Raw genomic sequence first — 22,387 nt, 5'->3', positions numbered from 1 at the left:
CCGGATCGATGGAGCCGGGGATGTTCTCGCTCGAAATCTGCCCCGACTGCTCAGGCCGCCGGCCGGCATCCTCGCCGGCCGGCCTCTGCCCGCGTTGCTTGTTACGCGTCGGGATCGCCCTCGCGGTCGATCCTGAGGCGGGCCTTGGGAACCCCGGGACGAACCGGGACCATGACGACTTGGATGCGGAACTTGGCCCCGTCGAACCGCCGATCGGTGTTTTGAACGAAGACCGAGCAATCGCGGCAATCCCCCGAGTTCATCTCCGTGACACCTCAGAGGACACTCGTCTGATCCGGCCGAGGTCATCCGAGACGTCCCAACTCTCGGGCCAGCCGGCGCGTTACCAACTGATCGGCGAACTGGCCAGGGGCGGGATGGGCGTCATCTTCCAGGGACGCGACCTCGAACTCGGCCGGGACCTCGCCGTCAAGGTGATCCGGGAGGAGCACCGCGATCATCCCGAGATGGTCCGTCGGTTCGTGGAGGAGGCGCAAATCGGCGGCCAGCTCCAGCATCCGGGGATCGTCCCCGTCCATGAGCTGGGGCGCCTCCCCGACGGCCGGCTCTTTATCGCGATGAAGCTGGTACGGGGCCGCACCCTGGCGGCACTGCTCGCGACGCGTCGGGGCCCCGACGAAGACCGGATCCGTTTTCTCTCGGTCTTCGAGCAGGTCTGTCAGACCATGGCCTACGCCCATGCCCGAGGCGTGATCCACCGCGACCTGAAGCCGTCGAACATCATGGTCGGCAGCTTCGGCGAGGTGCAGGTCATGGACTGGGGTCTTGCCAAGGTGCTCGATCAGGGCGGGGTGGCCGACGAAGAGAAGGCGATCCTCGCCGGCGGCGACGACCCCGCCGTCTGGACCTTGCGCAGTGGATCTGCGGCGATGGAGTCGCGCCCCGGTTCCGTACTCGGCACTCCCTCCTACATGGCACCCGAGCAGGCACGGGGCTCACTCGACACACTCGACGAGCGGGCGGACGTCTTCGCCCTCGGCTCAATCCTCTGCGAGATCCTGACCGGCCGGCCGGCGTTCGCGGACGAAGCCGGCGCCGAGTTGTATCGCAGGGCGGAGCGGGCCGACCTCTCGGACGCGATGGCACGCCTCGATGCGTGCGACGCCGACCCGGAGTTGACGGCCTTGGCGCGTTCCTGCCTCGCCGCCGCGGCGAAGCATCGGCCTCGAGACGCTGGGGTGGTCGTGGCCGAGTTGACGGCCTACCTCCGAGGCGTCGAGGGGCGTCTCCGCGAAGCCGAATTGGCCCAGGCGAGGGCCGAGGCCCAGGCGGCCGGCGAGCGGAGGCGCCGGCTGCTGACGCTGGCCCTTGCGGCATCGATGGTCGGAACTCTGCTCTTCGGCGTGACCGGATGGGGCTGGATGGACCGCGAGCGACGACGGCGCGAGGGGAACCTGCGAGCGGCGGTCGACGGGGCGCTGGCTGAGGCCTCGAAGAAACGGGAGAGTGCTCGAGCCTCGGGCGGCGATCCGATCCCCTGGGTCGAGGCCATCGAGGCCGCCCGCCGCGCCGAGTCGGTCCTCGGCGACAACCCCGGCAAGGGGCTGCGCGCACGGGTCCATGCCTATCTGGCCGAGCTGGTCCGAGAGCGCGACGCGGCCGCGGACGCCGAGAAGGATCGCCGGATCGTCGAGCGGCTGGCCGCCGTCCTCAACGACCTGGGCGTTCATAATGACGACGCCAAGGCCGACGCCGATTTCGCCTCGGCGTTTCGCGCCTACGGCGTCGACCTCGACCGGTCGGATCCGGCGTCAGCCGTGAAGGTGCTTGCCGCCAGCCCGGCGGCTGCGGATCTGGCCAGCGCCCTCGATCAATGGGCGTTCCTGCGTCGGGGGCAGGTACTCCGCAACCCTGCCGGTGCGCGGAGGCTCATTGCCGCTGCCAGGGCGGCCGATCCCGACCCGTGGAGGAACGGGCTTCGCGACACGCTCGAGCGGACGAATGGCGGACCAGCTCAACGGCTCGAGACCTTGGAGCGGCTCGCCGCCATCGCCGACATCGACCGTCTGCCGGTGGCGAGCGTCACCCGGCTGGCCACCTCGCTCGCATTTCTGGGACGGAGAGATCAGTCCATCTCGCTCCTGCGCCGTGCCCAGGCATCGCATCGCGACGATTTTTGGGTCAATGCCGACCTCGGGCGGGATTTGATGTTTTCCGGCCGACCCGACGAGGCGGTCCGTTTCTTCGCGGTCGCCGCAAGCGTCCGGCCCAAGAGTGGGATCGCCCTGGACGGCCTCGGGAAGTCGCTCCTCCTGAGCGGCCAGCCCACTGAGGCTGCGGACGTCTTCCGCGAGCTGAACCGACTTCGGCCGGAAGATGCCCTCGCTCACGTGGCCTTGGGCTCGGCGCGACTTGCGCTGGGCGAACCTCACGAAGCCGCCGCCCAATTCGGCGAAGCGAAGCGGATCAAACCGGACGACTGGATGGTGCGGGACCAGATCGCAATCACCTACTCCGACCGGGGCGATTGGCTCGCGGCGATTCAGGAACAACGGGAGGCGGTCCGCAAATTTCCGAGATTTGCAGTGGCCCACAAGGCGCTCGCCCACGCCTTGCAATCGGCCGGTCGCCTCGACGAGGCCGTCGCTGAATTCCGTGAGGCCGTCCGCCTCGACCCTCGTCTCTCCTCGGCGAACCTCTTCCTGGGACGCGCCCTCATCGAGACGGGCGATTATCGGGAAGCGCTCGCGGTCCTGGCCCGCGTCGACCCCGGCCCACCGCCGGCGGACCCCTATCTGACCCCGGCCGATCTCTCATCCTCCGCCAGGGACCTCATGTCCCTGGAGGGAAGACTCCCGGCCGTCCTGGCGGGGGTCGAGCTCCCGAGCGACGCCGAAGAGGGGGTGTCATTCGCACGGATCGCCTTCGCTCGACATCAGACGCTCGGGGCGGCTCGACTGTGGGCCGACTCTTTTGCCTCGTCGCCTGCACTCGCGGATGACCTCGCCTCGGCGAACCGGTTCCAGGCCGCACGCGCCGCGGCACTCGCCGCGTCCGAACCCGGGAGCGAGGAGTCACCCTCCGAGCCTGGTTCGCGTGCACGTTGGGTCAAGCAGGCCCTCGACTGGTTGGACGCCGACCTCAGAGCCTCCGAAGCGGTCCTGCGCACAGGGAATTCTCGCCACCGAGCCGCGGTCTTGAAACGACTCGGTCGATGGCAGGTCGACCCGGTGCTGGCTGGAATTCGCGAAGAGTCGGCGCTGGCAGAGATCCCCGAACCCGAGCGACGTACTCTCCGAGAATTCTGGCGATGCGTCGGGGCCCTGCGTGTCGAGGCGAAGGATCCGGCCGTCCCAAACTCCGACTCCTTCAAAAAAAACTGACGGCGGCTGTAACGTCTGGGTTTGTTTCCCTAACTGGATATCGAGAGGCCGCGTGCCTTTGAGGTCGTGGTATCGCCCGCACTGGTCTTGGGGTGGCGATCCTGTGAGTTCGCGCGTGTCCCCCTCATCGCTACACCGCTCGTAACCGTGTTCGAGAACGAGACTGTGGACCGCCCCGTGAGAAGATCTCGTCGGGCGGACCGCTGGCCTCGGTTGCGCCGACCGAACATCCATTGTTCGATTCGCGAGGGAATTCGCACCATGAAGCCCCCCACTCGCCTGGTCGTCTTGGCCCTCTCGCTCTTCGGGCTTTCCGGTCTCGCCACCCACGCCGCTGATCCACCCCCGCCGAAGCGGAAGCCGCTGACCGTCCTTTTCCTGGGGGATCAAGGCCCCCATCGCCCGGCCGATCGCTTTCCCCAGCTTGCCTCGGTCCTGTCGGGACGTGGCATCGCGATGACGTATACCGAGAACATCTCGGACCTGAACGCTGGGACCCTCGCGAAGTACGACGCGCTGGTGATCTACGCCAACACGACCCAGATCGGCAAGGACCAGGAGAAGGCGCTGCTCGACTTCGTGGCGAACGGCGGCGGCTTCGTACCGCTCCACTGTGCCTCGTTCTGCTTCCTGAACTCTCCGGAGTACATCGCGCTCGTAGGGGCCCAGTTCCAGAAGCATGGCACCGGCCAGTTCGAGACGACCGTGATCGACCCCGATCACCCGATCATCAAGGGACTGGAGCCCTTCCGCACCTGGGATGAGACCTACGTCCACACGAAACACAACACGAAGGACCGGCACGTCCTCCAGACCCGGGACGATCCGGCGGGCTCCGAGCCCTGGACCTGGACTCGCACCCAGGGCAAGGGGCGTGTCTTCTATACCGCCTACGGCCACGACGCCAGGACCTGGGGCCATCCCGGTTTCCATGACCTCGTCGAACGGGGCATCCGCTGGGCGGCCAACAAGGGGGATGTGTACGACTCGCGTCCCCGCGTGGCGAAGAGCCTGAAGCCGTTCGAGTACGAGAAGGCCGAGATCCCGCTCTACACGCCCGGAGCCCGATGGGGCACTCTCGGCGAGCCGATCCGCAAGATGCAGAAGCCGCTGCCCCCCGCGGAGTCGCAGGAGCACCTCGCCCTTCCCGGCGGTTTCGAGGCGAAGCTCTTCGTGGCCGAACCGCAGATCTTCAAGCCGATCGCCATGACCTGGGACCACCTCGGCCGGCTCTATGTTGCCGAAACCGTCGACTATCCGAACGAGATGCAGCCGAAGGGGGTGGGCCGCGACCGGATCTCGATCGTCGAGGACACTGACGGCGACGGCAAGGCCGACAAGACGACACTCTTCGCCGACAACCTGAGCATCCCGACCAGCCTGCTTTCCATCAACGGCGGCCTGGTCGTGACGCAGGCCCCCGACATGCTCTTCCTCAAGGACACCGACGGCGACGGCAAGGCCGACGAGCGGAACGTCCTATTCACGGGCTTCGGCACGCGCGACACCCACGCCGGCCCGTCGAACCTGCGCTACGGGCTCGACGACTGGATCTACGCGATCATCGGATATTCCGGCTTCATCGGCGAGGTCGGCGGCGAGCGTCACAACTTCCGCCAGGGTTTCTTCCGCTTCAAGCCTGACGGCTCGAAGCTGGAGTTCCTCCGTAGCACGAACAACAATTCCTGGGGCGTGGGGATCAGCGAAGAGGGCTTACTGTTCGGCTCGACCGCCAACGGCTGCCCGAGCGTGTTTATGCCGATCCCGAACCGCTACTACGAGTCGGTGCGCGGCATGTCGCCCACGGTCCTGCCGAACATCGCCGACTCGAACCGCTTCTTCCCGATCACCGAGAACGTCCGGCAGGTCGACTGGCACGGTGGCTTCACCGCAGGGGCGGGCTCGGCGCTCTACACGGCTCGTACCTACCCGGAGCCATACTGGAACAAGACAGCTTTCGTCGCCGAGCCGACAGGACATCTCGTCGCCACGTTCACGCTGCATCCGGACGGCACCGACTTCAAATCCCACAACGCCTGGAACCTCGTCGCGAGCGACGACGAGTGGACCTCGCCGATCCTGGCCGAGATCGGCCCCGACGGGCAAGTCTGGGTGGTCGACTGGTACAACTTCATCGTCCAGCACAACCCGACGCCGGAGGGGTACAAGACCGGCAAGGGCTCGGCCTACGAGACGCCCCTTCGCGACAAGACCCACGGGCGCATCTATCGGATCGTCGCGAAGGACGGCAAGCCGAGCGAGCAGCCGAGGCTGTCGAAAGACGACCCGGCCGGGCTCGTGGCCGCGCTGAAGAACGACAATATGTTCTGGCGACTGCACGCCCAGAGGATGCTCGTCGAACGCGGCAAGGACGACGTCGCGGCCGACCTCGCGAAACTCGTGGCCGATCCTTCAGTCGACGCCGCCGGGCTCAATCCGGGGGCAATCCATGCGATCTGGACGCTGACGGCTCTCGACGGCTGGAAGCAGGCCGGCGAGGCCGGCCCGGCGGCGCTCGCCGCCGCGGTCCAGCACCGCTCGGCCGGCGTTCGTCGCAACGCGGCGCTCGCCCTGCCGACCGACCTGGTCGCCGCCCGATTGTCCCCGGCCGGCGCCCTCCTCGGCGACCCCAACGCTCAGGTGCGCCTCGCAGCACTGCTGAGGATCGCGGACCTGGCCCAGGCCGACGGCGATACCCGCGCTTTGGCAGAGCAGATCGCGACGGGCGGGTTCGACCGCGATCGAGGCCTGATGGACGCGGCGACCTCAGCCGCGGCTCGCCATGATGCGAAAGTCCTCGATGTCCTGGCCCGCCACAAATTCATTCGTCCGCCCTCGTCCGATACGCTGACCATCGTCTCCCGGCTCGCCGAGCATCATGCCCGGGGGGGACCGGTGGACACGATCGGCGCCATGCTGTCGGCCCTCGCGGAGGCCGACCCACTTGTCAGCCAGGCGATCGTCGCCGGGTTTGCAAAAGGCTGGCCCAAGGACAAGGAGCCGAAGCTCGACGTCGATTCCGAAAAGGCCATCGCCGCACTCCTGCCGAAGCTCGCGACGGACGCACGAGGCCAGTTGCTCGGACTCGCTTCAGGCTGGGGCGTGAAGGGCCTGGACGGATACACGGCCCAACTCGCCCGGGATTTCCTCGCCGCAGCGTCCGACGAGAGGAAGCCCGAGTCATCGCGAGTCGACGCCGCGAGGCAACTGATCGAGCTTCGCAAGACCGACCCGAAAGCTGCGCGCAACGTCATTTCTCTGGTGAACCCGAAGGCCACCCCTGAACTGGCCGTCGGCCTGATCTCCGCCGTGGCCAGGAGTGACTCTGCCGAGGTCGGATCGGCCCTCGTCGACGCGATGGGACCGATGACACCGGCGGCCAGCAAGGCGTGCGCCCTGGCATTGCTCGGCAAGAAGGAGTGGACGAACGCGCTGATCGGCGGAATCGAAGCGGGAAAGATACCGTTGTCCCTCTTATCGCTCTCCCAGACACAGGCCCTGGCGGCCCATCCCGACAAGTCGATCGCCGGGCGGGCCAAGGCCCTACTGGCCAGGGGGGACGGGCTGCCCGACCTGGATCGCGAGAAGGTTATCCAGGCACTGGCTCCGGTCGTCCTGAAGGGTGGAGACGCCTCGCGAGGGAAAGAGGTCTACAAGCGTGAGTGCGCCAAGTGCCATACCCATTCCGGCGAAGGGGGCAAGGTCGGGCCGGACCTCACCGGCATGGCCGCGCACCCCAAGAGCGAACTCCTCGTCCACATCCTCGATCCGAGCCGATCGGTCGAGGGAAACTTCTTACAATACACAGCCTCGACGACGGACGGCCGCGTCCTCAATGGCCTCCTGGCGAGCGAGACCAGGACGTCCATCGACCTGCTTGACGCCGAGGGCAAGAAGCAGACAATCCTCCGCCAGGACATCGACGAACTGGCCGCATCGAAGAAGTCGCTCATGCCCGACGGATTCGAGAAGTCGATCCCAAATGAGGGCTTGGCCGACCTCCTGCAGTTCCTCGCCCAGAAGGGGAAATACCTGCCGCTCGACCTCCGCAAGGTCGCGACGGCCTCGACCAGCAGGGGGATGCTGTCCGATTCGGCCACGGATACCGGCCGGCTGATCTTCGAGGATTGGGGCCCGAAGGTCGTCGACGGTGTGCCGTTCGCGCTGGTGGACCCCCAGGGAGATCGCGTGCCCAACGCGGTCATGCTGCACAGCCCGCTCGGCGCGATCCCGCCGAAGATGCCGATGTCGACCGAACTCCCGGTCAACGCGACGGCCAAGGCGATCCACCTCCTGGGCGGTGTGTCCGTCTTCGGATACCCTGCCGGCCGCGCGGGGACCGTCTCGATGATCGTGCGCATCAAGTACGCGGACGGCTCGACAGAAGATCACGCGTTGAAAAACGGCGTGCATCTCGCCGACTTCAATGGCACGAACGACGTCCCGGGCTCGAAGCAGGCGTTCAAGCTCGGCGCGCAACAGGTCCGCTACCTCACCGTCGTCCCGAAGCAGAGGGAAACCATCGCCAGCATCGAGCTGGTCAAGGGGAGCGACCGCTCCGCCCCGATCGTCCTGGCGGTCACGGTCGAAGGCTTCGACTGATCGGGCCCACATCACCGGGCGTCAGGGCCGTCCCTGACCTGGCTCGTCTCGGCCCGATCGCTTCGACCGAACCGACTTCGAAATCTTCCAAACAGGCAAACGCCGAACCCGCTTTGAATCTGGGAACCTGTGGGATCCGCTCGAGGCTACGACGCAGTCCCGATCACGCCCTCAAAGGGAGGCCTCTCGATGAACAGTTCGTGGTTCTACGGCCTGCTGACTCTCCTCCTGGCCGCACCCGTCGCGGCTCAGGACCCGAAACCCGCTGAGGGCGTCCCCGCGCCCACCAACATCCGGGGGGCGCAATACCCTCGGATTCACGACGACCTGCGCGTGACCTTCCGAATCAAGGCCCCCGACGCCCAGAAGGTCGTCTTCGCGTTCTTCGACAGCCAGCGGTATCCCGGGACGAAGGACGAGGCCGGCTTCTGGACCGCGACCTCCGAACCCCAGGTGCCGGGATTCCATTACTACCGCGTATTCATCGACAGCGCCGAGGTCAATGACCCCTCGAGCGAGACGTTCTACGGGACCGGCAAAGATGCCAGCGGGATCGAGATCCCCGAAAAGGGCGTCGATTACTATCTCCCGAAGGATGTGCCCCACGGCGAGGTCCGCGAACGCTGGTATTTCTCGAAGACGACACAGGCCTGGAGGCGAATCTTCGTCTACACCCCGCCCGCGTACGACGCGGAGCGCGACGCGCGCTATCCCGTCCTCTACTTGCAGCATGGCGGAGGCGAGGACGAGCGGGGCTGGCCGAACCAGGGGCATCTGGCCTTCATCATGGACAACCAGATCGCCGAGAAGAAGGCAAAGCCGATGCTGGTCGTCATGGAGCAAGGCTACGCCCGTCGCCCCGGCGAGGAGGCCCAGGCACTCGCCCCGCCTCGTCCCGCGACGCCCGGGCAGAACCCTCCCCCACGCCCCGACATGAGCCGGATGTTCGGCGCGTTCGAGGAGGTGATGGTGAACGACCTGATCCCGATGATCGACGCGACCTACCGCACGATCCCCAATCGCGAGAATCGGGCGATGGCCGGACTCTCGATGGGCGGCATGCAGACGTTCCAGATCACGCTCAAGCATCTGGATCAATTCGCGTACATCGGCGGCTTCAGCGGTGGGGGAGGGGGGTTCGGTGGCGGCGCTTTCGACCCGAAGACGGCCCACGGAGGCGTCATGGCCGACCCGGAAGAGTTCAACAAAAAGGTGCGTCTGGTCTGGTTGGGCATCGGCACCACCGAGCCTCAGCGAATGTATGAGAGCGTGAAGAACTATCACGAGGCGCTCGAGAAGGCCGGGATCAAGCACGTGTACTATGAATCGCCCGGGACGTCGCACGAATGGCTCACCTGGCGCCGTTGCTTGCGTGAATTCACCCCGCTGCTGTTCGCGAACCGGGCTGCGATCGGCCGGCCCGGCCCCCAGCAGCGCCAACCCATCGTCTTGAATCCGGACGACGTGCCGGCGTTCCCCGATCCTCCCGCGGATATCGACGCGGCCAAGGAGGTGCCTCACGGGAAGTTGGAGATGATCTCCTACGACTCGAAGTCAGTCGGAACGACCCGCAAGATGCAGGTCTACACCCCTCCCGGTTATTCCGCGGACCAGAAATATTCTGTGCTGTACCTGCTGCATGGAATCGGCGGAGACGAGACGGAATGGCAGCGCTTCGCCAAGCCAAGTGTCCTCTTGGATAACTTGCTCGCCGAGGGGAAAGTCACGCCCATGATCGTGGTCATGCCGAACGGCCGCGCTCAGAAGAACGACCGTGCCGAGGGGAACATCTTCGCCGCCGCGCCGGCTTTCGCGGCGTTCGAGCAGGACCTGTTGCAGGATGTCATCCCCACCATCGAGTCGAGATACTCGGTTCAGGCGGACCGCGAGCATCGGGCTCTCGCCGGCCTGTCCATGGGCGGGGGCCAGTCGCTCAACTTCGGGCTGGCTCACCTCGATACCTTCGCCTGGATCGGTGGCTTCTCCTCGGCCCCCAACACGAAGCCGGCGGTCGAGTTAGTTCCCGATCCGGAGCATGCGAAGAAGCAACTGAAACTCCTCTGGATTGCCTGCGGCAAGAAGGACAACCTCATCCGCATCAGCCAGGGTGTCCATGCCTACCTCAAGGACAAGGACATCCCGCACGTCTGGCACGTTGATGGCCACGCGCACGACGCGACCGAATGGAGGAACAACCTCTATCTCTTCTCTCAGCGAATTTTCCGGTAATCGCGAATCAGATCGGAGTCCTAAACGGACAAGGATGCCTTCACAACTCGACGAAACCAGAGACCTGCCGACCGTCATTCGTCTTCGGAATCCTGTAAAGGCTGTGGCGGTCGGATCACGCTTCGTCACGGGGTTCAAACACTCGTTCAGACACACACATATTGCCGAATTCTGGCCGAAATATGTGGGACCGCGAAGCGGGTCGCCTTGACGACAGACCCGGAGGAGAGCCGACGGCCAACGGCCGAATCACCCCTCGGGCGGCCCCTGATCGGAAAGCGAACCAGACGAAAGCGGGGCGATCCCAAACCACGTCCCCAAAAAAAAGAACGGCCGTGCGATTCGTCTCTTGGCGCGTCACGACCGGTCGTGCTATTTTCCTGTCATGGGAAAGAAGCTCCACGAAACGCGCGAGCGGCTCCTCCAGCAGGGGCTCGCATTGATGAGCCGCGACGGCATGGCGGGGGTCACGCTCGGCCAGATCGCCGAGCAGGTCGGCATGTCCAAGAGCGGGGTCTTCGCCCACTTCCGCTCGAAGGATGAGGTCCAGATCGGCCTGCTCGAGCAGATGGCCCGCGTTGCAGCGCCGGTGGTCATCGAACCCGCGATGGGCGCCCTCGAAGGCCTGCCACGGCTCGAGGCCCTGGTCCGCAACTGGCTCGGCTGGGCGAGTCGCGCGGGCCTGCCCGGCGGATGCCCCGTGGCCGCCGCGATGTTCGAGCTCGACGACGTGGAAGGACCCGTCCGCGACAAGGTCGTCGCCATGGAGGCGGAGTGGCGCGGCCTGCTGGAAGGCCTTACCCGCCAGGCCGTCGAACAGGGTCACCTCCGGGCCGACCTCGACGTCGAGCAATTCGTCTGGGAGCTCTGCGGGATCTACCTGAGCCATCACACCAGCCAACGCTTCCTAAGGCGGCCAGACGCCGACGAGCGAGCCAACACGGCCTTCCGGGCCCTGGTGGATCGGTCGCGGCCCGAGGCCGGCAGCGTCCCCGCCTGAAGTCGTCCAAAGCGTCCAGGAGCCGAACGATCGGCGAGACGCCCTTGGGGCGGCGTGCCCCGCTGCGCGCCGTGAGTAAGTCCTTCCTTTCGGGAGATCGCAAGATGAACCGCAGGCAATTCGGTGGCGTCGTCGCCTCGGCCCTGGCCGTCCCAATGATTGCGTCGGGTAACGAGCCGCAACAGCCCGAGCTCAAGTTCCAGCCGATGCACTCGGGGCGGCGGCCGGAGATCGGCATGCTGCTCTACCCGGGGCTCACCCTGCTGGATCTGCTCGGGCCGCAGACGGCCCTCTCCACCTCGTGCAACGTCCACCTCATCTGGAAGACGCGGGACTTCATCGAGTCTGACACGGGAATCGGGCTACGGCCCACCGGGACGTTCGCCGACTGCCCGAAGGACCTCGACGCGATCTTCGTCGGCGGCGGTCCCGGCCAGTTCGGCATCATGAACGATCCCGAGACGGTCCGCTTCCTCGCCGACCGTGGCTCGCGGGCCAAGTATGTCACCTCCGTCTGCTCCGGCTCGCTCCTGCTCGGCGCGGCGGGGCTCATGCGGGGGTACAAGGCGACGAGCCACTGGGCGTGCCGCGACCTGCTGCCGCTGTTCGGGGCGACCCCGGTCGATGCCCGCGTGGTGGTGGACCGCAACCGGATCTCCGGCGGCGGCGTGACGGCGGGGCTGGACTTCGGCCTGGTGCTCCTGGCCAAGCTCCTCGGTGAGGACATCGCCAAGGTGACGCAGCTCGCCATGGAGTACGACCCGGAGCCGCCGTTTCACGCCGGCACGCCGAAGGAAGCCGGGCCCGAGGTCGTAAAGAAGGTGAGGGAGTGGATGGGGCCGCTCGACGGCGTGATGCGTCAGGTCTGCGAGCAGTCGGCCAAGTCGATGCCAAGGTAAGGGCGAATGGCCGGGGCGGCAGTCATTGCCGCCCCGCGCCGATCATGGCGCCGCAGCCTCCGTAACGGTGGCAAAAGCGGTTGGCAGCCTGAGCGACGTGGCTCCGGCTTTAGATTCGCCATACCGGCCTCTGTGTGGCGGCTGAGACGAACGGAGAGCCGCAGGTCACGTCGATCCCGATCAAGGTAATCGAGCGGGGGGCGGGGTTGCTCCGTATTAAACAGCGAAGGTTATCTTGATCATTAAACCCTCTATGGAAAACAACAATCCATCTGCCGATCTTCGGCCATTGTGGTCTGCGGGACGGGGGGCCTTCCCCCAACCGGGTGGTTTACCGGATGCGCTGAGATGCCTAAAATAGAGGAGTGCGTTCCCGGGAGAATCACGATGCATCCACCTCGGCTTACCGTCGGGCAAATCCTTCTCGTCATCGCGGCTTGCAGCATCGGCCTCGCGTCCCTGAACGGGAACCACCTCTGGTTCATGGGCCTGTCCATGCTGACCATCATCGGACTCTTGGGCATGGCGGTCGGGGCCGCTCCCGATGCGGGTCGGCCACGGGCTTCCTCGCCGAGATAGTCCTCTTTGGGACCGATATGACGCAGGCGTAGCAGATGAGAGCGAAGGTGGTCACCATGCGAACGCCCTCAGCGTCCGCACCGCCCGCCGCGACGAGAAGGGCAAGTCGCCGATCCCGGCCGGAGTGATGGAGCGGCTCAGGGCGGAGTTACAGACCAGGGCTATCGAACGGCCTCAACCGCCTCCACCGGCTTCCCGTGAGACGCCGCCATCTGCCGAAGGATGACCGGGACGCAGAGCAAATAGAGCCCGGCCCCCACGAGCCAGACGAGCCCCGGGGCCGACGGAGGCGAGGCGGCATAGATGCTCGTGGCGGCGATCGGCCCGACGACCTCGGTCAGGCTCGTGAGACTGACCAGCGTCCCCTGCAATTCGCCCTGATGTTCGTCGCTTACCTGCCGCGACAGGATGGCCTGGAACGCCGGCAGGGCGATCCCGCCGGCGGTGAAGAGGAACATGATCGCGAAGACCATCCACCCCTGCGTGATCAGCGCCATCGCGACGAACGCGGAGCAATCGCAGACGACCCCGAAGAGGATCGCCCCTCGCTCGCCCAGGCGTCGCGTGGTCGGCTCGGTAAGAAAGGCCTGGGCCACGGCATGGAGGATGCCGAACGCCGCAAAGGTCAGGCCGACCATCCAGACGTCCCAGCCGAACCGATCTTCCCCGTTGATGATCCAGAGAGACCCCGGGATCTGGCCGATCAGATTGACCAGGAAGTAGATCATCAGGAGCGGCAAGAGCGTGCGGTTGTCTCGGATCGACAGCAGCGAGGCGATGAAACTGCGCCGCTCTTGCTCCGGTTCTCCGCCTGACTTGCGGGACTCGCGGAGGACGAAGATCCCCATCAGAAGGTTCAGGCCGCTGAACAGGGCCGCGAGAAGAAACGGATAGCGTGGCGAAAGGCTGCCGACCAGCCCACCCAGGAGCGGACCGCCCACGAACCCCAGCCCGAAGCAGGCGTTCATGTAGCCGAAGCGCCTGGCCCGCTCGTCGGGGCTGGAGATGTCAGCGATGTAGGCCGTGGCGACTGCCAGGTTGGCCCCGGTCATCCCGGCGAGCGCCCGCCCGACATACAGGACCCCCAGGAGGGGCGACAAGCCCATGACAAGGTAGTCGATCGTCGCCACGCCGAGCGAGACCAGCAGGACAGGCCGTCGGCCGAATCGATCGCTAAGTCGGCCGAGCACGGGCGAGAACAGGAATTGCATGAACGGGTAGATCGCCATGAAGTAGCCGAAACGGCCGGCGATCCGCGTCTGGTGCGAGAGCTCGCGGAGCAGCGAAGGGATGACTGGGAGGGCCAGGCCGATCCCCACGGCGTCGAGGACGACAGTCGCGAGGATGACGATCAGGGCTCGATTGACCAAGACGATTGACTCCGCATGACGATCGACGAGCGCACCGCCGACGCTGGCCACAGCTCTGACATATGCGGAGTCCGCCAGGTTCGGGCATTGCTCTGACAACCTCGGACGCGGCTCCGCGCCACAACGGCCCTCCCCTCAGGATGACCGCCATCATCGCGTAAGCCAGCCACCGCAGTTGGGCCAGCCGGAGGAAATCCATGGCGAACCAGGCGAGCGCGTTGGCCGGGTCGATGAGTCTGCGGGGGAATCTTGAGCGGGCCAAGGCTGCTCCGAGGCGGGCGATTCGTTCCGGTGCAGCCAACTACTTCCCATCCCTGGGCTTCGTCAGCAGCTTGTTGACCAGGAGCCATTCCTCGAGCCGGTCCATGAAATGGTCGGCGCCGCCCCCTTTGTTCACGAAGCCGTGCGCGCCCGCCTGGAAGACATGCAGCTCGGCCGATCCTTTCGCCTTGCGGTAGGCGTTGAACAGCTCGACCGTCTGACCGACGAACCCGGCGTCATCGGCGGCCACTGCCAGGAAGAGCGGCGGTGCGGGGTCCGGGATCTCCTTGAGCTCGCGAATCCCATAGATGAGCGCAACGAAATCCGGCCGTGTTTCCTTCGGCCCGAAGAGAGCCTCCGACGTGACCATGCCTCCCGCCGAGAAACCGATCATACCGACCTGATCCGGTCGGTAGCCGAATTCGCCCGCCTTCTCCCGCACGACCTGCACGGCTCGCCGACCGTCCTCGCCCGCCATTTTGACGACGTCCTCCCTGGACGGGGCTCCGGGAGCCGTGTGGATGAGCCGGTACTTCAGGACATAGGCATCGACGCCCATCGCGTTGAGACGCTTGGCGATGTCCGCCCCCTCGTAGCTCATCATCAAGGCCCTGAACCCGCCACCAGGCGCGACGATCATGGCAGAGCCCACGGCTTTACCCTTGTCGGCCGGGTAGTGAATCAACACCGGCCGCACGACGTCGGTCACGATCGGCAGGCCGTTGCCCGTGGTGACGGACTTCTCCTGCCAGTCCCATTTCTCCGATCCGGGAGCCGCCCCTGGGTAGAGTGGAATCTCGGAAGTGCTGGGCGTCTGGGCGTTTACCGCCGTGGCCCACGTAAGGGCGATCAGGAAGAGGGCTCGGTTCATCGTCGGCTCCGTGTTCGACCGGGAGAGTGGGCAGCTTCGGATGATATCAGAGGGAAGATGGGGCGCCCTCAGGCAACTCTTCTGCGCCTCCGGCTGGACGACGGGGAGAGTGACGGTGCCGTTCCGGGTCGATCTGGTGTTCCAGACGTGGCCCCGAGGTCATTGGCGACATCGATTCGGGTAGAATGGGGTTTCCCCGCGACGAACATCGCCACCAGCGTGAGAAAACCTCCCAATGCCCCGCAAGCCCGAACGCCCCAGACCTCCCAGAAGAAAGGCGAAGCGGGTTCGACCTTCCGCGCCACCGGGGAGGTTCAACGAGGAGCCGGTCGTCATTCGAGCTCGGCTTGCGGCGGCTGAGGAATCGCTGAAGATCCTGTCAGGACCGCCGTCGGCTCTCAGTACCATCGAATTGGCGCGAAGTACCAACGCGCTCACCGACCGGTCGATCAGGCAGGTTCACGCGGCCTGTCATGACGGGCACCGAGTCGCGTGCCGGAGCGGCTGTACCTATTGCTGCATGGTCCCGGTCGCGGCTTCGGCCCCCGAGGTCTTGGCCATCGCCACATTTGTTCGCGAGCGGTTCGACGAAGCGCGGCAAGCGGCGCTCGATCGTCGCGTCGAGGCCAATATCGCGGCGACCGAGGGTATGGACATGAGCCAGAGGGATCGCGTCCGGTTGGATTGTCCCTTCCTTGAGGCGGGCAAGTGCACGGTCTACGAAGTCAGGCCGATCGCATGTCGGGGATACTCATCGTACAGCGTCGAGGATTGCAGAGAGGACCACGAGCATCCGGGAACCGGAGTGGAAGGACATACCAATGGCCTCCGGGAGCTTGTATTCGGAGCGATCCGCGAGGGACTGGCCATCGCATGCAAGTCGGCCTCGGTCGAGTATCGCCTTCTCGAATTGGTCAGAGCCTACAAGATCGCCTCGGAGGATTCGACGCTGGCAGAGACCTGGCGCAGCCGTCCCGAAGCATTCGAAACCGCGACCGGGGAGCGCGTATTTCCCGGCCCGTGGTCGGACGAGCTCGACCAGGAGTTCGAGGAGGTGTACCGGGAGACTGTCAAGGATCTCGAAAGGAGAAAGGGATCGACGTAACCGCCTATCTTTAAGGCCAAAAATCTATAAATTAATATATTCTCTAATTTGATTATAGATCGGGGCCCGGCCGACGCGCCCAAGTTCGTTCAGGACTTGACGAAAGCACCTCGACGCGACATATCCCATTCCACCGGTTTCAGGCTGCCAGGGTCTTGACAGCCCGCCACGCTCGTTAGAGAAGGGAACAGCCCGTCGGTTTCATACGACTTTCTACAAAAAAGCCACGGGATCAGCCGGGGTGAGACCCTGTCGTTCCAGGTTGCGGACGATGAAGATCCTCGAAAACGACCATTGGGCGGTTCAGGATCGGATGCGGCGGGTGAAGAACTGGCAGAGCGGGTCGAGGACGCTCCCTATTGAGGAATGGCAACGGCATTCGACGCGACGTCGAAAGCATTCCGCCGAATCATGGGTCACCGGGTCATCGCGCACTTCCGAATCACCCAGCTTCACGAAAGTACTGGGCAGGCGCAGGGGATCGAAGCCGTGAAGATTCTCAGCTCGACCGCCGACCAAATCGGATCAGGTCGCCCACAACCCCTGCGTCGAGGGATGGATCTCGGGTACGTAACCCGCCCGGATCGCCCCCACGGTCGATCGCGGCGTGAGTACGGTCACCTCCTCGCCATCCCGTCGTGAGCGCCGGCGCGTGTAACCGCCAGGCGACCAGGCGAGGAGGTGCCTCTCCCAGAGCAGGTAAGCAATGTCGCTCCCCTCGTCCCGGGTCACCAAGACGCCGTCCGGCAGGTCATCAAGGGCCGCCCGATAGGTCGGTTTCAAGCGGCCGGGGCCGACTCTCTCGGCATGGAGCCGCTCGTCAATCGACGCGGCCGTGGGGGGGCCTGCGCCGGGGTTCGCGGTGGCCCAGGCTTCACGGAAGGCTGCGAACCAGTTCCGCCGGCACTCGAAGCAAGGACGATGCCCGGCCGCCAGCCCGGTCGCCTCGTCGAGGAAGAAAAGCTCGGTGTAACGGCCCGGGGCCATGATGACCCGTCGCCGCTCGCGAAACTCCAGCCGGCAGAGAATCCAGCGCTTCACCTGCCAGGGCCGGCGAACGCGGCCCGCCGCATCGTGAAGCAGACCTCGGTTGCCCAGGTACGTCCCCCGCTCCGGGGTGGCGATGATCTCGCCGAACGGCGTCACCCGGTTTTGCCTCGGCATCACGCCGTCTCCCGACCCCGAAAACTCGCGTTGGGGCACGTCAACGAGTGGGCGAATCCTCGGGCTCTCGACTCGCCCTCCCTCGCTTTAATGTCGAGAGTCCAAATCATTCCACAAATGAAGATCAAGGCAAATGCATGTCGGTAAACTCGAACGCCACCTCAGTCGCAGCCCCGACCACACCGTGGTAGAGAACGCGCGTCGGGGTTCGGCCCTCTCGATGAGGGACCGTGAACTGGGTGACCGTTTCCAAGTCTTTCGCCTTATGAATGAGCCCACGCTCGCTCCACCAGAGCGGCCGCCCTTGGTCGTCCTGGACCTGGACATGGTTTTCGCGGCGATAAAAGGGCTGAAAATCCCCAAGGGGAATCACTTGGAGCGGTGTCAAAAAAGGTTGGCGGCCCGGTTCGCCGCGGATCATCAGCGTGAACGTCGTGGCCTCACCGACGCGGTCGATGTCGGTCAGACTCAGCGCGATCCCCTCTTTGGTAGAGATTTTCCCCACTTCACCGGTCAACGGCACGATGATCGGATCGCCGGTGCGGGTGATCACCGAAACCGGTACGTGTCCTTTGATCCGTCGGAGTCGCCCCCCGGGTCCGGCCACGGTCTTGAGCGGCATCGACAACGAGAGAAGCGACGCGTTTGCTTCCCCGAACCGAGGACCTTGGATTCGAGTGGGATGAGGCCCGACGGGGGGGTCGGGGCGGAGGTCGCGGCCCTGGTCGTCGACGGCCTCGTCCAGCACGACGGGCCCGATCTGGTTCACGACGAGACCGGGCTCGGCGATCAGATGGAAATCAACGGCGAGGGATTCACGGGCCTTTGCCTTGGCGGGCGGCCTGACCGGTGTGACCTCCCGGTGGCGACCCAGCCGGACGAGATAGACCCGGAACGGGCCGGCATCGCTGGCGGGCACGGGGGGCCCTTCGGCAAGTCCCAGGAGGATGGTTGGCTCACGGGGCGATGGGGAACGAGGGAGCCCGGGATTGTGCCGCACTCCGCACGTCGCCCCCACGCGGTCGAGGGCTTCCCAGAACGGGACCGGCTCCGGCACGTGCAGGGTGACCCGCCGCGTCCGCAGCACCTCGTCCGGTCCGAGAATGACCGAGACGCCGGTCTGCGCCTTGAGGGCCTCGGCGACCTCGGCGAGTGATTTGTCCTCGAAGTCAAGCCGAACCTTGGTCGCTTGGAGGAGCCGCTGGCGCTCGATCAGGTCGACCAGCTTGGTCACCTGACGACGGAGCTCAGGATCGTCGGAACCGCGAACCCGGTAGAGCGAGGGCAGGGCAGGGCGGCCGAGCTCTTCGAGAGCCCCGGCAGCTTCCACGCGAACCGCCTCTTTGGGCGAGGAAAGCTCGCCCACCAGGGCGTCGGGGTCAGCGGCCAGGCCGAGGAGGGCGAGCAGGATCAGTCGTGTCAGGCTCATGGCAGCGCCTCCCGGCGATGGATTCACGGTAGGGGGATATCGTGGAACTCGAACGGGATCTGGAACGCGGCGCGGTCCAGGTCATAATAGCGGATCGCGGCCGGTGGGAGTTTGGGGCGTACTCCTGGCTCGGGCTCCTGGGGGCTCGGGATGTACTCCAAGGAGAAGTTCATCGTGCCGCGGCCATCGCCTCCGCTGGAGCTGGACTGATGCCAGGCCGGCTCGCCACGGGCGTCGACAATCTGAAGTTGGTAAGTCCTCAGCGCCGCCAGTCGGGATTCACGCACGGTCGCCTCGTACTCGGTCGCGAGCCGGTACGTAACGGCGAGGTTCATCCGCCCGTCGGGATCGGTTCGATCGCTCCCCACCGTGAACTCGGCCCCACCGCCGCGAAATGTCTTCCCCTCGGCGGCCCCCAAGGGGATCACCAGGGCCGGCTCGGCCTGGAGCACGGCGATCTCGACCGGGATCAACCCGCGGAGCGTCTTGATCGACTGGCTCCGGCCCCCGCCCCCACCCCCGCCCTCTGGGGCGCGAGGCTTGATCGGGATCCGCAAGACCGGGGTAAAGCCCCCGCCCACCCCCGCAAACGCATCAAACGATTGCCTTGCATCTTCCCGCGCGGGGGCCAGGAGCGACCGCCCCGATTCGTCGACGGCCTCGAGGATTTGCAGAGGCCCGGTGCGTCTGCAGATCAGGCCCGGTTCGGGAGCGACGTTGAGCTCGACATAACAGGGCCCACCATCCTTGGGCGCCGCGCTCAAATCCGCCGCGGTGGCTTGACCCACCGTGGTTGCGGGGTAAAACCGAACCCAGGCCCCCTGGACCAGGATGACTTCGTTGTACTCGTGAACCCCGAGCAGGCCCACCCGAAACGGGCCGGCGTAGCAGGCCGGGCTCGGAGCGGTCCCATCCCCCTCAACCGACACGCCGGTCGACGACGACCCCATGGCGCCGAACTCACCCACCCGGTAGGCAAGCCGCCCGGCTTCGGCCAGCCGGTCGATCCCTTCCCAGAAGGGAACAGGAGCTGGCGACTCCAACGTCACGGTGCGCTCGAGCCAGCTCAAGTCCGGCTGGACGCCGATGCGACTGACCCCCGCCACGCTCTTCACCATCGAGCGGCTCTCGACGACCCGCTTGCCGCTACGGCGGGCGAGCTCCTTGATGACTTCCGCGACCGGGCGGTCGCGGAAGTCCAGGAGGATCTTCGTCGGCCGGGTGAGTCGTGCGGCCACGTCCTGATCGGGCTCGGCCAGGCCGAGACCCAGCAGACCCGCCGCCGCAATAGCGGCGAGCGGCCATTTTCCAATCGTCATCACCGGGCCTCCGCGAGGTGAACGTCCGCCGGTTCGATCATAAGCTCAATCAGGATTCTAACAGGTCGGCAACCGGTGAGCGACACGTGAGAATCAGGAACCTTCGACCCGGCGGGAGGGGCCGTTCCGCCTTCCGTCCAAACGACTCGGCGCACCGGACGTTAGCCTGCTTCATTTCCGGCTTCAGGGAGTTCCTGCGTTCATCCTCAATGGGGCCGGGTTGGTGGCAGGGGGTGCACCGGCCCCAACCCGAGCCAGGCGTTCTCTTTGGGGGTGATCGCACCGCCTCAGGCCGGACTGAGGTTGCCGGCGTGTTCCTCGATCTCGACGCGGTTGCAGAAGTCGCCGAACGTCTCGCCCACGGTGCGCTCGCCCTTGAACCGGGCGAAGACCGGGACGAGCTCGGCGACCACTCGGTCGAATGGGACGTAGTCCTTGAACACAACGTTGAGCCGGTCCCCGGTGGTGCGTCCGCCGAGGAAGATGGTATAGGTGCCGGGCCCGGGGGTGCCGTCCGGGTTACGACTGGCCGAGCGGCCGACGAGGCCAACGTCGGCGTTGTAGGGACGGGCGCAGCCGTTGGGACAGCCGGTCATCCGCACGGTGAACCGTTCGGCGCCCAGCCCGAGCCTGTCGAGCTCGACCTCGAGCTCGTCCATGATCGTCGGCAGGGCGCGCTCGGCCTCGGTGACGGCCAGGCCGCAGGTGGGGAACGCCGGGCAGGCCATCGACCAGCGGCGGACGGTGCTCACCTGCTCGACCGCGGCAATCCCGTAGTCCAGGAGCCACGCCTCAATCTTCGGTTTCCAGGCCGGGTCGAGGTCGACCAGGAGGATCTTCTGCTGGCAGGTCAGCCGGGCGGGGGTGCCGTAGGTTTCGAAGAACGTCTTCAGCCCGCTGAACAGGCGGTGGCCATCGGAATCCTTGATCCGACCGTTCTCGACCGGGATGCCGAGGAACAGCTTGCCGTCGCCCTGCTCGTGCCAACCGAGGTGGTCGTCGACGTCGGTGACGCAGACCGGCTTCGGGTCCGCGAGCGGGCGGCCAAGGTATTCCTCGACCTTGGCCCGGAACGCGGGGACGCCCCAGTCGTGGATGAGGTATTTGAGCCGGGCCCGCTTGCGATCGGAGCGGTTGCCGAAGTCGCGGAAGACCTTGATGACGGCCTCGGCAATGTCGAGGACATCGGCCCGATCGATGGAACCGAGGGGCACAGCCAGGAATGGGAACGTCTTCTGGGCGCTGGGGGTCGTGCCCAGACCACCACCGACCAGCACGTTGTAGCCGACGAGCTTGCCCGCCTCGACCACGGCCAGGAAGCCCAGGTCGTTCGCATGGATATCGGTGCAATTGTCCTCCGGCAGGGCAAACGCCGTCTTGAATTTCCGTGGCAGGTACGCCTTGCCGTAGATCGGTTCGACCGGGTCGTCGCCCGCGGTCGGCACCCGGACCGGCCCCGCCTGGGGTAGAAGCGGATTGGCGATCCTCTCGCCGTCGAGCCAGATGTCCCAGTAGCTCGACGACCGCGGGGCCACGTGCGAAGCCCAGCGATCGGCGTCGGCTTGCATCGCGGTGCGGATGCCGTCGCAGAGTGGCGCGGGACAGCAAAGCACGTTCCGCTCGACGTCGCCGCAGGCGGCCAGGGTCGAGAGCAGCGACTCGTTGATCGCGCGGATCGTCGCGGGGAGGTCGGCCTTCACCACCCCATGGATCTGGAACTCCTGGCGGGTGGTAATGCGCAACGTGCCGTTGCCGGCGGTCTCGGCCACGTTCGCCACCGTCAAATACTGCGCAGCGGTGGCGAGCTTACCGCCGGGCATGCGGACCCGGACCATCAACTGATACTCCTTCTCTCTCCCTTCTCGCTTCATGACACTGCGGACGTCGCGATCATCCTGCTGGTAGGAGCCGTGGAACTTCAGGACGGCCGCCGCATCCTCGGAGAAGTTGGCCCGGCCGTTGCCGATCTCGTCGGCCACGAACGTCCTGAGGTACTGGCTGGCGACCTTGACCGCCTCGGCCTTGCTGGGCGGCTTCTTCTTGGCTGCCCCATCGCCCCGACCGTCGCTCATACCCTGGTCCATCACGCAAGGCCTCCCCCAAGCTGTCCCAACTGGTCTCACGAGCGTCTGAAGCGTTGGCCCGAACCAACGGGGCCGATAGCGGCGTCGATGGATGAGGACCCGCTTTGCGCTTCGGTTCGTACACTCACCTT

Annotated in this window: 12 protein-coding genes and 1 pseudogene; 7 read left to right on the top strand and 6 right to left on the bottom strand. The window is 65.8% G+C overall.

Annotated elements, in window-relative coordinates:
* Window positions 1–20 precede the first annotated feature (20 nt).
* The 6 genes from BUS42_RS26615 to BUS42_RS26585 all read left to right on the top strand — a co-directional run bounded on the left by BUS42_RS26615 (window position 21) and on the right by BUS42_RS26585 (window position 12,653).
* The gene (locus BUS42_RS26615) at window positions 21–3,344 is read left to right on the top strand and encodes a serine/threonine-protein kinase (protein ID WP_159452299.1); all 3,324 of its coding nucleotides are present in this window, start codon (window positions 21–23) and stop codon (window positions 3,342–3,344) included.
* Window positions 3,345–3,605: 261 nt separating this feature from the next.
* On the top strand, window positions 3,606–7,946 hold the full coding sequence (locus tag BUS42_RS26610; protein ID WP_074312080.1) for a PVC-type heme-binding CxxCH protein: 4,341 nt from the start codon (window positions 3,606–3,608) through the stop codon (window positions 7,944–7,946).
* A 189-nt stretch (window positions 7,947–8,135) separates the two neighbouring features.
* The gene (locus BUS42_RS44445) at window positions 8,136–10,175 is read left to right on the top strand and encodes an alpha/beta hydrolase-fold protein (protein ID WP_216821087.1); all 2,040 of its coding nucleotides are present in this window, start codon (window positions 8,136–8,138) and stop codon (window positions 10,173–10,175) included.
* 349 nt (window positions 10,176–10,524) lie between these two features.
* Window positions 10,525–11,175: a TetR/AcrR family transcriptional regulator gene (locus tag BUS42_RS26595; protein ID WP_254053813.1), complete on the top strand. Its 651-nt coding sequence runs from the start codon at window positions 10,525–10,527 to the stop codon at window positions 11,173–11,175.
* Window positions 11,176–11,279: 104 nt separating this feature from the next.
* Window positions 11,280–12,074: a DJ-1/PfpI family protein gene (locus BUS42_RS26590; RefSeq protein WP_074312076.1), complete on the top strand. Its 795-nt coding sequence runs from the start codon at window positions 11,280–11,282 to the stop codon at window positions 12,072–12,074.
* Window positions 12,075–12,461: 387 nt separating this feature from the next.
* A complete protein-coding gene (locus tag BUS42_RS26585; RefSeq protein ID WP_074312074.1) occupies window positions 12,462–12,653 on the top strand; it encodes a hypothetical protein in 192 nt (63 codons plus the stop codon).
* Window positions 12,654–12,801: 148 nt separating this feature from the next.
* Here the strand turns inward: BUS42_RS26585 and tet are convergent.
* Both tet and BUS42_RS26575 read right to left on the bottom strand, forming a co-directional pair.
* Window positions 12,802–14,029 (bottom strand): annotated as a pseudogene (gene tet, locus BUS42_RS26580) (Tet(A)/Tet(B)/Tet(C) family tetracycline efflux MFS transporter).
* Window positions 14,030–14,324: 295 nt separating this feature from the next.
* A complete protein-coding gene (locus BUS42_RS26575; protein ID WP_074312073.1) occupies window positions 14,325–15,155 on the bottom strand; it encodes an alpha/beta hydrolase in 831 nt (276 codons plus the stop codon).
* Window positions 15,156–15,567: 412 nt separating this feature from the next.
* Here BUS42_RS26575 and BUS42_RS26570 point away from each other — a divergent pair, with 412 nt between their 5' ends.
* Window positions 15,568–16,260, top strand: a complete 693-nt coding sequence (locus tag BUS42_RS26570; RefSeq protein WP_254053812.1) for a YkgJ family cysteine cluster protein — start codon at window positions 15,568–15,570, stop codon at window positions 16,258–16,260.
* Between the two features lie 525 nt (window positions 16,261–16,785).
* Here the strand turns inward: BUS42_RS26570 and BUS42_RS26565 are convergent.
* From BUS42_RS26565 to BUS42_RS26550, 4 genes are all read right to left on the bottom strand, one after another.
* Window positions 16,786–17,424 (bottom strand): hypothetical protein, encoded by a 639-nt coding sequence (locus BUS42_RS26565; protein WP_074312071.1) that lies wholly within the window; start codon window positions 17,422–17,424, stop codon window positions 16,786–16,788.
* A gap of 124 nt (window positions 17,425–17,548) precedes the next feature.
* Window positions 17,549–18,853, bottom strand: coding sequence for a HEAT repeat domain-containing protein (locus tag BUS42_RS26560; RefSeq protein WP_074312069.1), 1,305 nt, complete (start codon window positions 18,851–18,853; stop codon window positions 17,549–17,551).
* Between the two features lie 23 nt (window positions 18,854–18,876).
* Window positions 18,877–20,172, bottom strand: a complete 1,296-nt coding sequence (locus tag BUS42_RS26555) for a hypothetical protein (RefSeq protein ID WP_074312067.1) — start codon at window positions 20,170–20,172, stop codon at window positions 18,877–18,879.
* Between the two features lie 287 nt (window positions 20,173–20,459).
* Window positions 20,460–22,256: an NADPH-dependent assimilatory sulfite reductase hemoprotein subunit gene (locus BUS42_RS26550; RefSeq protein ID WP_254053811.1), complete on the bottom strand. Its 1,797-nt coding sequence runs from the start codon at window positions 22,254–22,256 to the stop codon at window positions 20,460–20,462.
* Window positions 22,257–22,387 lie beyond the last annotated feature (131 nt).

Source organism: Singulisphaera sp. GP187, assembly GCF_900129635.1.
GTDB lineage: Bacteria > Planctomycetota > Planctomycetia > Isosphaerales > Isosphaeraceae > Singulisphaera.
This window is presented reverse-complemented; position numbering and strand designations above follow the sequence as displayed.